Raw genomic sequence first — 11,988 nt, 5'->3', positions numbered from 1 at the left:
GATGATGTCGAACGATCTGCGGACGTAAGCTACGCTGCCCTGACGGCGACCACAAGCCGCTTCCCGGGAGGCTCCGTGATCCAGTCGGTGGACCGCGCGATGCGGATCCTCGCCGTGCTCCAGGGACGGCGGATGAGCCTCGCGGAGATCGCGAACCGGCTCGGCCTCGCACCGTCGACCGCGCACGGCATCGTCCGCACCCTGCTCGGGCACGGCATGGTCGTGCAGGAGCCCGACTCGGGGCACTACCGCCTCGGCCCGGCCACCCTCCGGCTGGGCAACGTCTACCTCGACACCCTCGAGCTGCGCGCCCGCGTCGCCGGCTGGGCGCCGGAGCTGGCGCGGCGCACGGGCTGCGCGGTGCGTGCCGGGGTGCCGCTGCTCGACGACGTGGTCGTGGTGGCGCACGAGCCGCGGCCCGACGGCACGCGGCAGATGCCCGAGGTGGGGATCGTGGTGCCGGCACACGCGTGCGCGCTCGGCAAGGTGCTCCTCGCGTTCGGACCGCCACCGTCGGCCTCACTCCAGAGCATGACCGCTGCGACGATCACCGACCCGCGCCTCCTCGCCCTGACGCTGGCGAAGGTGCGGACCTCGGGCGTGGCCGCGGAGGCCGAGGAGGCCGTGATCGGCGAGTGCGGGCTCGCCGCACCGCTCGCCGACGCCACCGGTCTCGCCGGGGCGATCGGGCTGGTCACGCCGATCAGCGGGTGGCCGCTCCCCGACACCGCACTCGACGCGCTCCGCGACACCGCGCGAGCGGTCTCCCGGGAGCTCGGTGCCACCGCATGGCCGCCCACCGTGGCCCAGGCGGTGTCGGCGTGAACGCAGGCGCGAGCGAGCGGCCCGGCATCGGCGTCGGGCTCGGGCTTGCGGCCCTGGGGCGACCCGCGTACATCAACTCGGGCCGCGCGGCCGACTTGGGCGAGCACCGCGGCGTCGAGGAGCTTCGGGCCCGGGCGGGGGCCGTGCTCGACGCCGCGTACGCGGCGGGTGTGCGCTACCTCGACGTGGCGCGCTCGTACGGGCGGGCCGAGGAGTTCCTCGCCGGCTGGCTCGCGAAGCACCCCGAGATCCACGACGTGACGATCGGCTCGAAGTGGGGCTACCGCTACGTCGGCGAGTGGCGGCTCGACGCGGCCGTGCACGAGGTCAAGGACCACTCGCTCGCCGCCTTCCACGAGCAGCTCGCCGAGACCGCGGCCCTGCTGGGTCCCCGCCTCGGCGTCTACCACGTGCATTCGGCCACGCTCGACACCGGCGTGCTGGACGACGCCGACCTGCACCGCGAGCTGGGCAAGCTGCGCGACCGCGGGGTGCGGGTCGGGATCTCCACCTCCGGCCCGCGGCAGGCCGAGGCCGTGCGCAAGGCGCTTGCGGTGGAGGTCGCCGGGGCGCCGCTGTTCACCTCGATCCAGTCGACGTGGAACATCCTCGAGCCCTCGGCCGGACCGGCGCTGGCGGAGGCGGCGGCCGCCGGTGCACGCGTGATCGTCAAGGAGGCGGTGGCCAACGGGCGCCTCGCCCCCGGCAGTCCGGACACCGTGCCCGCCGCCGTCACGCTCGCGGCCGAGCTCGACCTCCCGCTCGACCAGCTCGCGATCGCCGCCGCGCTGGCCCAGCCGTGGACCTGGTGCGTGCTCTCGGGCGCGGTCGACCCCGCGCAGGTGGCGAGCAACGCGGCCGCCTCCGCCGTCACGCTGCCGAGCGGTGTGCTCGCCCAGCTGAGCGAGCTCGCCGAGGAGCCCGGCGCCTACTGGTCGGCGCGCACCCGCCGCGCCTGGGCCTGACGTCGCGGGACGGCACACACAACGCGGGGGCGCCCGACGAGATATCGCTGACACGCGGCACCGTCTGGCTGCGGGCTGCTCCTTCCGGGCCGGCGCAACCGCCTGACGAGGTCGGCCGGGCAAGCCCGAGCGACGGCCTGATTGCGACGTTCGGGGCGAAACGGGCGGCCGATCCGGTCCTCCCGGGCGGGCGGAATTGAGCTCGGCTCAGCAAGCCGGAACAGTCATCAGGTGTCGGGGTCTGGCAGCGCCGCGCGGTCATCTCGCGGGGGGATGCATCCCAGGAGTGCCTGTGGGCCGATTCCTGCTCGTTGTGTACGTCGTGGTCGTGAAGGTGGTCGCTCTCGTTGTCGGTGTCGTCATGGCCGGCGGGAGCGGCGGGCCGGGAGCGCCCCGGGTGCCGGCGCTCGTGCCGCCGCCCGCGGTCGGCTACGTGCCGGCCGGCGGCACGAACGACGTGTCGCCGAGGGCGACGGTGACCGCGTTCGTGGCGAACGGAACGTTCACCGACGTCGCGCTGCGCGGCCCCGGTGGCCGGCCCGTGGCCGGGGAGTTCAACGCCGAGCGCACCGCCTGGACGGTGCGCGAGCCGCTGGGCTACGGGCAGGCCTACACATGGCGCGGCACCGCCGCCGGCACCGACGGCACGCTCGTTCGGCTCGCCGGCTCGTTCACGACGGCCCGGCCCGAGCAGACGGTCCGCGCGAGGATCAACATCGACGACGGCACGACAGTCGGCATCGCCGCGCCGATCGCGATCCGGTTCGAGGGGCCTGTGCGCGACCGGGCCGCGGTGGAGCGGGCGTTGTCGGTGCGGACGTCCGTACCCGTCGAAGGATCGTGGGCCTGGCTGCCGGCGGATTCGAACGGCGAGTTGCGGGTGCACTGGCGGCCACGGGAGTACTGGCCCCCCGGTACCCGGGTCACCGTCACGGCCGACCTGTACGGCGTGCACTACGGCGACGGAGCCTTCGGGGCGAAAAACATCACCAGGACCTTCACCATCGGCCGCCCGCAGATCGTCAAGGCGGACGTGAACACGCACCGCATGATCGTGATTCGCGACGGGCGGCAGGTCGCGGACTTCCCCGCGAGCTACGGGAGCGGCTCGCACCCGGCCACCGTCACCCGATCCGGGATCCACGTCGTCTCGGCGATGTACAAGTCGGTGCGCATGGCCAGCCCCAGGTTCGGCTACGACGGGATGTACGCGTCGGCGGTCCTCATCAGCGCCAACGGCGAGTTCATCCACGCGAACCCCGAGAGCCTCCGCCAGCAGGGCCGGGTGAACGTCACGCACGGCTGCGTGAACCTCTCCCCGAAGAACGCCAGGACGTACTTCAACATGGCAATGTACGGCGACCCGGTCGTGGTGACCGGAACCTCGATCCCACTGTCCCTGGCGGACGGGGACTACGCAGACTGGACCTTCAGATGGGAGGCGTGGCAGCGGCTCTCGGCGCTCCGGTAGCCCGCCGGGCAGCGTGGTCGGACCACACGATCGACTCGCCCGGAAATCTCCGACTTGCGCGCTCAGGAAAGGTCCCCGCTAGAGTGTGGAAAAGTCGGCCGGAGCACTCGGTGATGACATGATCCTCGAACTACTCGTCGTCGGGTTCGTCCTCAGCCTGGACAACTTTCGGGCGTCCATCGCGCTCGGAATGCTTCCGTTCAGTCGGCTCCGCGCCGTCCAGGTGGCCCTGACATTCGGTATCTGGGACGGCGTGGCACCGTTGGTGGGTATCCTGCTCGGGCGTTACTTCGGTGCGGCGATGGGCGATATCGCCCACTATGTGGGGCCGGCCGTGATGGGCGCCTACGGCTTGTACCTCGTCGTCCGCTCCTTGCGGAGCGAAGCTCCGGAAGAGATCGACCAGCCGCTGGCGCTGTTCGGAATTCCCCTGTCGTTGAGCCTGGACAATCTGCTCGCCGGCACGAGCCTGGGATTGCTAGGATTCCCTCCCGTGCTGTCGGCCGTGATCTTCGCTGTGCTCACGGCCGTGATGTCGTTCGTCGGGTTGCGCATCGGACGGGCCATCGGTCGCCTCATTCGCATCCGCGCGGACCTCCTGAGCGGCATAGCCCTCGTGGTCATGGCGGTCCTGCTTGCGTTGGAATTCTGAGAACGTTTCCGGCGCCCCGGCATCTGAGCCCCCGGCGGGGGATCAGGCGAGGTCGTATCGATCGAGGTTCATGACCTTGTCCCACGCGGCCACGAAGTCCTGCACGAACTTCTCCTGCGCGTCATCGCTCGCGTAGACCTCCGCGACGGCCCGCAGCTCGGAGTTCGAGCCGAAAAGAAGGTCGACGCGGCTGCCGGTCCACCTGACCTCGCCGGTGGCGCGGTCGCGGCCCTCGAAGGTCTCCGCGGTCTTGGATGTCGGCTTCCATTCCGTGCCCATGTCGAGCAGGTTCACGAAGAAGTCGTTGGTCAGCGACCCGGGCGCCGAGGTGAGGACGCCCAGCGGGGACTGCCCGGAGTTCGCGCCCAGCACGCGCAGGCCACCCACGAGGACGGTCATCTCGGGTGCGCTCAGGTTCAGCAGGTTCGCGCGGTCGACCAGCAGGTACTCCGACGGCAGCCGGTTGCCCTTCCCTCGGTGGTTGCGGAACCCGTCGGCGGCCGGCTCGAGCGCCGCGAACCACTCCACATCGGTCTGCTCCTGCGACGCGTCCGTGCGTCCCTGGGTGAACGGGACCAGGACGTCGTGGCCGGCGTTCCTGGCCGCCTGCTCGACGGCCGCACACCCACCGAGCACGATCAGGTCGGCCAGCGAGATCTTCTTGCCCCCGGTCTGGGAGCTGCCCCAGGACAGCTGGATGCCTTCCAGGGTGCGCAGCACCTGCGCCAGGGTGTCGGGGTCGTTGACCGCCCAGTCCCGCTGGGGCTCGAGGCGGATGCGCGCCCCGTTCGCCCCGCCGCGTTTGTCGCTGATGCGGAACGTCGAGGCCGAGGCCCACGCGGTGGAGACGAGCTGGGAGACCGTCAGTCCCGAGGCGAGGATCTGGCTCTTGAGGGCGGCGATGTCCGCCGCCCCGACGAGCTCGTGGTCGACGGCGGGGATCGGGTCCTGCCAGAGCAGCGTCTCCTGCGGGACCAGCGGTCCGAGGTAGCGCTGGATCGGGCCCATGTCGAGGTGCGTCAGCTTGAACCAGGCCCGGGCGAACGCGTCCGCCAACTCATCCGGGTGCTCCAGGAAGCGCCGCGAGATCGGCTCGTAGACCGGGTCGAACCGCAGCGCGAGGTCCGTCGTCAGAATCGTTGGGGCGTGTGTCTTCGACGGGTCGTGGGCGTCCGGCACGGTGCCGGCCCCGCCGCCGTCTCTCGGGATCCACTGCCACAGACCGGCGGGGCTCAGCTCCAGGTCCCACTCGTAGCCGAACAGGGTCTCGAAGAAGCTGTTGTCCCATCTCGTCGGGGTGCGTGTCCACGTGCCCTCGAGCCCGCTGGAGATGGCGTCGGCGCCCTTCCCGGTGCCGTAACTGACCTTCCAACCGAGGCCCTGCTCCTCGATGGGGGCGCCCTCGGGTTCGGGGCCGAGGTACTTGTCGGGGTCGTCCGCGCCGTGGGTCTTGCCGAACGTGTGCCCGCCCGCGATCAGCGCGACGGTCTCCTCGTCGTTCATCCCCATGCGCCGGAACGTCTCGCGGATGTCCCGGGCCGAGGCGTGCGGGTCCGGGACCGTGTTCGGGCCCTCCGGGTTGACGTAGATGAGGCCCATCTGGTCGGCGGCCAGCGGATGCGCCAGCTCGCGGATGCCGGTGTGGCGCTCGTCGCCGAGCCAGGTGCGCTCGAGGCCCCAGTAGACGTCCTCGTCCGGCTCCCAGACGTCCTCTCTGCCACCGGCGTAGCCGAAGGTCGTGAAGCCCATCGTCTCCAGCGCACGGTTGCCCGCGAAGATCATCAGGTCGGCCCACGAGATCTTGCGGCCGTACTTCTTCTTCACCGGCCACAGCAGCCGGCGGGCCTTGTCGAGGTTGCGGTTGTCCGGCCAGCTGTTCAGCGGCGCGAAGCGCTGCATGCCGGCGCCGGCGCCGCCGCGGCCGTCGTCGATGCGGTACGTGCCGGCGCTGTGCCATGCCATCCGGATCACGAGCGGGCCGTAGTGGCCGAAGTCGGCGGGCCACCACTCCTGCGAGGTCGTCAGCACCTCGTCGACGTCCTTCGCCAGGGCGTCGAGGTCGACGGTCGTGAACTCCGCGGCGTAGTCGAAGGACTCGCCCATGGGGTCGGCGACGGCGGGGTGCTTCCGAAGGATCGACAGGTCGAGCCCGTTCGGCCACCAGACACGGTTCCCCGCGCCCCCGGTCGGGCGACTGTCACGACCGGCCGAGGCGTGGAGGCCGAGGCCCAGGCTCTTGTCGTAGGTCCGATATACGTCCGTCATGGTGGAGAACCGCCCTTGGTAAATCCCCTACCCTGCCGGGCTGCGTCACGTCGTCCAGGATCTCCTCCGGTCCGGCGAACCGCGTGCGGGCGGGCGATCAGCGGAAGATCGTCGGGCCGCGAGTCCGCGTTGGCGGCCCGTACTACCCCAGCAACCAGGTCGTGGTCGGGCGACAGATGGCAGACCGGGTCGGTACGGGCGGCGTCGCCGGTGAGCTGGAACGCCTGGCAGCGGCACCCGCCGAAGTCCAGCTCGCGCCGGTCGCAGCTGCGGCAGGGATCCGGCATCCAGTCCGTTCCCCGGAACGCGGTCATCACCGAGGACTCGGCCCAGATCCACTCCAGCGGGTCCTTGCGCACGCTGGCCCGCGGCAACGGCAAGGACTGGGCGGCCGGGCAGGGCAGGACGTCGCCGTTCGGCGTCACGGTCAGCTGCCGGGAGGCCCAGCCGCCCATGCAGGGCTTCGGGTAGCGGCTGTAGTAGTCGGAGATGACGTAGATGACGTCCATGCGGTCCCGCAACCGCTCGCGGGCGGCCCGCACGACGACCTCGGCCGCCTCGAGCTGGGTCCGGCTTGGCAGCAGCGCGTCACGGTTGCGCCAGGCCCAGCCGTAGTACTGGGTGTTGGCCAGCTCCACCCGGTCGGCGCCCACCTCCTCGGCCAGCCCGAGCACGTCGGCGACGCGATCGATGTTCTGCCGGTGCAGCACCACGTTCAGAGTGAGCGGCCAGCCCAGGTCCTTGACCACGCCCATGGCCTCGATCTTGCGCTGGAAGGACGGGGTCCCGGCGATCCGGTCGGACACGGCCGGCTCGTCGGCCTGGATGCTGACCTGCACGTGGTCCAGGCCGGCGGCCCGCAGCTGCTCGGCCCTCGGACGCGAGAGCCCGATGGCGCTGGTCACGAGGTTGGAGTAGAGGCCAAGGCCGTGGGCCTCCGCCACGATCTCCACGAGGTCGCGCCGCAGCAGCGGTTCCCCGCCGGACAGGTGGCACTGCAGAACCCCCAGGTCACGGGCCTCTGCCAGCACCCGCCGCCACTCGTCCGTGGTCAGCTCGTCCTGATAGTCGGCCATGTTCAGCGGGTTGGAGCAGTACGCGCAGGCCAGCGGGCAGCGGTAGGTGAGCTCGGCCAGCAACCCGAAGGGGCTGGTCATCCCACCTGTGGATCTCCGCCTTGCTCCGCTGCGGTGTTGATCCACAGGACATGCGTCAGCCATCGGCGAGCTCCACGCAGCGCCGGGCGACGAGCTGGGTCAGGTACCGCCGCACCTCCTCGTCGGGGACCGTCTGGTACCGCGCGCCAAGCTCGGCCACGATCTCGGCCACGGTGTGCCGCCCGTCGCACAGCTCGAGGATGTCGGCGCCGCTGCCGTTCAGCACCACCACCGTCTCGGGGAGCAGCAGGATGGGCTTCTTCCGGGTCGGGCAGAAGCCCAGCCGGACATGGCGCGCCAACTGCGGCCGGTCCGAGCCGGACACCCTGACGCGGGCTCGGGTCACGGTTCCGGTCCGTGCCGTTCCGGTCTCGGTGGGGTCCATGGCGGTCACTCCGGATAGGCCTGGTCGATGGCGTCCATCAGGCTCCACAGGACGTCGCACTTGAACGACAGCGCGTCGATGGCGAGCGCCTGGGACTCGGCGGACAGGCAGTGCGCGGTGACCACCTCGAGGGCGTGCTCGCAGTCGCGGGGGGCCTGCTCGAGGCGGGCGCGGAAGTAGGCGAGGCCCTCGGGGTCGATCCACGGGTACCACCGCTCGAACGCGGCCAGCCGCTCCGCCATCAGGTCGGGGGCGAACAGCTCGGTGAGCGAGGACGCCACCGCCTCCACCCACGGACGGGTCCGGGTGAAGTTCACGTAGGCGTCGACCGCGAACCGCGCCCCCGGGACCAGGTGCCGGTGATCGCGGACCTCCTCGCGGGTCAGCCCGGCGGCCTCGCCGAGGCGCAGCCACGCCTCGATGCCGCCCTCCCCGGGGTGTTGGCCGTCGTGGTCGACGATCCGGCGGATCCAGCGGCGGCGGACCTCGACGTCGGGGCAGTTGGAGAGGATCGCCGCGTCCTTGCGGGGGATGTTCTCCTGGTAGTAGAAGCGGTTGGCCACCCAGCCCTGGATCTGCCGGCGGCTCAGCCGGCCGGTGTTCATCCGGACGTGGAACGGGTGCTGGTCGTGGTACCGCCGCGAGTGGGCCCGCAACGTCTCGACGAAGTCGTCTGCGCCTGCTGTCGTGGTCCCGGTTGTCCCGGTTGTTGTCGTCACGGCCTTATACCTGGACCTCGAGGCCGTCCATGGCCACCTCCATGCCGCTGTCCTCCACGATGCGCCGCTCGGGCGCGTCCTCCAACAGGATCGGGTTGGTGTTGTTCATGTGCACGAAGATCGTCCGCCCCACGCCCAGCGACCGGAGCTGCGCCAGGCTCCCCTCGGGACCATCGATGGGCAGATGGCCCATCTCCCGGGACGTCTTGCCGGCCAGGCCGAGCCGGATGAGCTCGTCGTCGCGCCAGCAGGTCCCGTCGATCAGCAGGCAATCGCAGCCCTCGATCTCCGCGCGCATTTTTTCCACCGAGGAGCCGCCGCCTGGCGGCGTCGGCTTCTCGGACACGCCTTGGGGCGTGAGCGCCTGCACCCCCGGCAGATACACGAGCGTGCCCCCGCTGCGCTCGTCGGTCAGCCGATAGCCCACGACGCGGCCGTGGTCCATCCCGGCTCCGAACCGAGCCCGCTTGGTGGTGGGCACGTCGAACGCCCGGCAGGACAGCCCGTCCGCCAGGGCAACGTCGGCGCCGGGCATCACCGCCCGCCACTCGACCGGGCAGTAGCGCTCGAGCGTGCGCAGGATCCCCGAGCCGTCACACAGCGTCTTGTGCACCGCCGGCGTGGCGTACAGCAACAGGCCGGCGCGGGCCTCGCGCAACAGAAGTAGGCCCAGCGTGTGGTCGAGCTCGGCGTCGGTGAGCAGCACCGCCTCCAGCGGTGTCGTCCGGTCGTCGTGCGGGTGCAGGCCGCGGAAGGCCTCGATCTGGGTGCGGACGTCGGGCGAGGCGTTGATGAGGAACCACCGGTGACCGTCGGCGCTGACCGCGACCGACGACTGGGTGCGCGGGAGGCCGGCCCCGGAGCGGACAGCGGCGCACACGGGGCAGCCACAGTTCCACTGCGGGGAGCCGCCCCCCGCCGCCGAGCCCAGCACCCGCAGCAACACCCTGGCACTCCTGTCCCAACCGACGAGCCGCCGCCTGACGGCGTCGGCTGCTCGGACATGCGCGCGTCCGTTCCGGCCCGGCCATCTGTGGTTGTCCCGAGCCCTCGGAGGGCGCCGGACCGAAGTCCGGCGCCGCCCAACGTCCTGGCCCTGCTAGTCCTCCAACTGAGCGATGTACATGGTCACCTCGGGGGCGACGCCGATCTCCTCGAACTCCGGCGTCTCCCACACAGCGAGCTGAGACTCCATGGATTCACCTCCTCTCCGCCAGATTCCGGCGGCTCCCGGTCACGGTGCTACGACGATTCCGGGAGGGCGAAGACGATCAGGGCGCTTCCGTGGCCCGCGCCGAGCATGCCGGGGAGGAACCCCTCGGCCCACCCGCCCCAACCGACCGGCACGGCGACGTACTGCCTTCCGTCGACGCTGTAGGTCGTCGGGCTGCTGTGGTGGCCGCTGCCGCATTGGAACTGCCACAGCAGCTCCCCGGTGCGGGCGTCGAGCGCGTTGAACTCTCCCGAGGGCTCCCCGGCGAACACCAGGTCGCCGCCCGTGGCCAGTACCGACGCACACATCGGAAGCTCGTTGCGCCAGCGCCACTTCTCCTCACCGTTGGCATCGAACGCGCTGATGGACCCCGCCATGTCCTCGATGTCCACCTGAACGCCCGCGCCCCAGTACGGGATGCTCTCCTTGAACTCCCGGCGGCGCCGGGTGGCCGTTGCGCCGGTGTCCTGGACCGGGACGTAGAAGAGCTCGGTCTTCGGGCTGTAGGCCGCGTGGGTCCATTCCTTGGCGCCGGCCGGACCCGGGTAGAAGTGAACCGGTTCCCCCTCCTTGTCGGGGTACACCCTGGCCGTCACCTTGCCGTCCCGCGTGATCGCCCCCCAGGTGATGCGGTCCACGTAGGGGGTGATCTGGACCAACGCGCCGTCCGTGCGATCGAGGACGAAGAAGTAGCCGTTCTTGTCGAAATGCCCCAGCAGTTTGCGCCCGTCCGACTCGAACAGGATGCACTCCGCGATGCTGTCGTAGTCCCACACGTCGTGTGGGGTGCACTGGTAGTGCCAGCGGATCTGGCCGCTGTCCACGTCGACGGCGATGATGCTGTCGGTGTAGAGGTTGTCGCCCTCCCGGACCTCGCCGTCGAAGTCGGGCGCCGGGTTTCCGGTGCCCACGTACAGCAGGTTCGTCTCCGGGTCGAACGTGCCGGTGAGCCAGCAGTTCGCGCCGCCCCGCGCCCAGGCCTCGCCGTCGGCGGGCCAGGTCTCCGAGCCGGGCTCGCCGGGCTTCGGCACCGTGTAGCAGCGCCAGACGTGCTCACCGCTCTCGATGTCGAACGCGTCGAGGTGACCGCGCACCCCGAACTCCCCGCCGGAACTCCCGACGATGACCATGCTCTTCACGACCAGCGGCGCGACCGTGGCGCTCTCCCCGGCCCGCACGTCCCCATAGGTCTTGTCCCAGACCCGCTTGCCGGTAGTGGCGTCGAGCGCGAGCACGTGGGCGTTCGCCGTGACGAAGAAAACCTTCCCCTGAGCCACCGCGACCCCACGGTTCACGTTTCCGCAGCACAGTGAAACGTCGTAGGGGATCGCGTGCTTGTACCGCCAGATCTCCACGCCCGTCTTCGCGTCGAGGGCCCAGACCCAGCCGTCCCAGCCGGAGACGAACATGACCCCGTCGACGACGACCGGGGCGGCCTCGAACGAGTAGGTCGACGCGCCCGCGATCATGCCGCTCGTGCCGGCCTGGAAGATCCACGCGGGGCGGAGATTCTTGACGTTCTCCGTATTGATCTGGTCCAGCGCGCTGTACCGCTGTCCGTCGTAGGCGCCGTAGTACGTGAGCCAGTTCTCCGGCTCCGAGCGGGCATCGCGAATGCGCTCGTAGTTGACACCGGCCACCACCGGCGGTGCGATCTCCCCCCCAGCGACCTTGCCGCTGAGCAATCCCTGATCGATGGCTTCCCCTGCGTCTACGTATTCAACTGTCACCGCCTGCTCCTTTCTACGGCCGTGGCTGGGGTGGGCGGTCGAGGCGAGCCTCCGGGGGAACGTCCCCCAGCACGACGATGGTCCCGGTCAGTCCCCGGCCTTCGTCATTTCCGGTCGGCGAGCTGAACCAGTAATAGCCCGGGCCGTCGAGGTTGAGGGTGGCCCGTCCGCGCGAATGGTTCACCAACCAGATGAATTTCCGGTCGCCATTGCTCGGCAAGAGCGCGCAGTGCGTGTTGAGGTCATCGTTGATGAGCTCGAGTTCTAGATCACCCCCATGGGGCATGACCACAATCGAAGGATCCCAGACCAGCTCATCGGGCCGGATCCGGATTGTGGCCTGCATGCGGCCATCGGATTTCTCGCTTGCCTGTCCGATATTGCCGGTTCCCAGCAGTCGTCCCAGCGTTGCTCTGTTCTGCACGTCCAACCCGATCTTGTGCATCAGGTCGGATCGTTCTTGCGCCGTACTCGTCAATTGCCGCACCTCCCGGACCAACACCTCCGGCGGACATTAAATGTGTGGAGGTTATCACAGTGTGAAGCCTGGTCAACCTCCCGCGACCGGCGCCGGACTTCGATCATCCACAGTGTGCGTACAATGTG

12 protein-coding genes are annotated in these 11,988 nt (G+C 70.2%); 4 read left to right on the top strand and 8 right to left on the bottom strand.

Annotation, left to right across the window (positions count from 1 at the left end; translation table 11 throughout):
* The first annotated feature begins 75 nt into the window (after positions 1 to 75).
* The 4 genes from ABD143_RS23090 (at position 76) to ABD143_RS23075 (ending at position 3,913) form a co-directional block, all read left to right on the top strand.
* Complete coding sequence (locus tag ABD143_RS23090) at positions 76 to 825, top strand: IclR family transcriptional regulator (protein ID WP_343982110.1); 750 nt, start codon at positions 76 to 78, stop codon at positions 823 to 825.
* Positions 822 to 1,790, top strand: coding sequence for an aldo/keto reductase (locus ABD143_RS23085; RefSeq protein WP_343982107.1), 969 nt, complete (start codon positions 822 to 824; stop codon positions 1,788 to 1,790). The genes ABD143_RS23090 and ABD143_RS23085 overlap by 4 nt, the downstream gene beginning before the upstream one ends.
* Before the next feature lie 292 nt (positions 1,791 to 2,082).
* The gene (locus tag ABD143_RS23080; RefSeq protein WP_343982105.1) at positions 2,083 to 3,261 is read left to right on the top strand and encodes a L,D-transpeptidase; all 1,179 of its coding nucleotides are present in this window, start codon (positions 2,083 to 2,085) and stop codon (positions 3,259 to 3,261) included.
* 85 nt (positions 3,262 to 3,346) lie between these two features.
* On the top strand, positions 3,347 to 3,913 hold the full coding sequence (locus ABD143_RS23075; protein WP_343982102.1) for a manganese efflux pump MntP: 567 nt from the start codon (positions 3,347 to 3,349) through the stop codon (positions 3,911 to 3,913).
* 42 nt (positions 3,914 to 3,955) lie between these two features.
* Here the strand turns inward: ABD143_RS23075 and katG are convergent, their stop codons facing one another.
* From katG to ABD143_RS23035, 8 genes are all read right to left on the bottom strand, one after another.
* Positions 3,956 to 6,178 carry a catalase/peroxidase HPI gene (katG, locus tag ABD143_RS23070; RefSeq protein ID WP_343982099.1) on the bottom strand — a complete coding sequence of 741 codons (2,223 nt, stop codon included), beginning with the start codon at positions 6,176 to 6,178 and terminating at the stop codon, positions 3,956 to 3,958.
* Positions 6,175 to 7,335 carry a pyrroloquinoline quinone biosynthesis protein PqqE gene (pqqE, locus tag ABD143_RS23065; protein WP_343982097.1) on the bottom strand — a complete coding sequence of 387 codons (1,161 nt, stop codon included), beginning with the start codon at positions 7,333 to 7,335 and terminating at the stop codon, positions 6,175 to 6,177. The genes katG and pqqE overlap by 4 nt, the downstream gene beginning before the upstream one ends.
* A 55-nt stretch (positions 7,336 to 7,390) precedes the next feature.
* Positions 7,391 to 7,681 carry a pyrroloquinoline quinone biosynthesis peptide chaperone PqqD gene (gene pqqD, locus ABD143_RS23060; RefSeq protein ID WP_343982094.1) on the bottom strand — a complete coding sequence of 97 codons (291 nt, stop codon included), beginning with the start codon at positions 7,679 to 7,681 and terminating at the stop codon, positions 7,391 to 7,393.
* 44 nt (positions 7,682 to 7,725) lie between these two features.
* The gene (pqqC, locus tag ABD143_RS23055; protein WP_343982091.1) at positions 7,726 to 8,439 is read right to left on the bottom strand and encodes a pyrroloquinoline-quinone synthase PqqC; all 714 of its coding nucleotides are present in this window, start codon (positions 8,437 to 8,439) and stop codon (positions 7,726 to 7,728) included.
* A gap of 4 nt (positions 8,440 to 8,443) precedes the next feature.
* Positions 8,444 to 9,385 (bottom strand): pyrroloquinoline quinone biosynthesis protein PqqB, encoded by a 942-nt coding sequence (gene pqqB / locus ABD143_RS23050; protein WP_343982088.1) that lies wholly within the window; start codon positions 9,383 to 9,385, stop codon positions 8,444 to 8,446.
* 153 nt (positions 9,386 to 9,538) lie between these two features.
* Entirely contained in the window at positions 9,539 to 9,634 is a 96-nt protein-coding gene (pqqA, locus tag ABD143_RS23045; protein ID WP_028936126.1) for a pyrroloquinoline quinone precursor peptide PqqA, read from the bottom strand.
* 47 nt (positions 9,635 to 9,681) lie between these two features.
* Complete coding sequence (locus ABD143_RS23040) at positions 9,682 to 11,382, bottom strand: PQQ-dependent dehydrogenase, methanol/ethanol family (RefSeq protein ID WP_343982083.1); 1,701 nt, start codon at positions 11,380 to 11,382, stop codon at positions 9,682 to 9,684.
* Between the two features lie 13 nt (positions 11,383 to 11,395).
* Complete coding sequence (locus ABD143_RS23035; RefSeq protein ID WP_343982080.1) at positions 11,396 to 11,860, bottom strand: MSMEG_3727 family PQQ-associated protein; 465 nt, start codon at positions 11,858 to 11,860, stop codon at positions 11,396 to 11,398.
* Between the last annotated feature and the right edge of the window lie 128 nt (positions 11,861 to 11,988).

Source organism: Pseudonocardia aurantiaca, assembly GCF_039526725.1.
GTDB classification, from domain to species: domain Bacteria; phylum Actinomycetota; class Actinomycetes; order Mycobacteriales; family Pseudonocardiaceae; genus Pseudonocardia; species Pseudonocardia aurantiaca.
This window is presented reverse-complemented; position numbering and strand designations above follow the sequence as displayed.

Excerpts from the sequence above, each read along its gene's own strand:
- katG (WP_343982099.1), bottom strand. The coding sequence starts at position 6,178 with ATGACGGACGTATATCGGACCTACGACAAGAGCCTGGGCCTCGGCCTC.
- pqqE (WP_343982097.1), bottom strand. The coding sequence starts at position 7,335 with ATGACCAGCCCCTTCGGGTTGCTGGCCGAGCTCACCTACCGCTGCCCG.
- pqqA (WP_028936126.1), bottom strand. The coding sequence starts at position 9,634 with ATGGAGTCTCAGCTCGCTGTGTGGGAGACGCCGGAGTTCGAGGAGATC.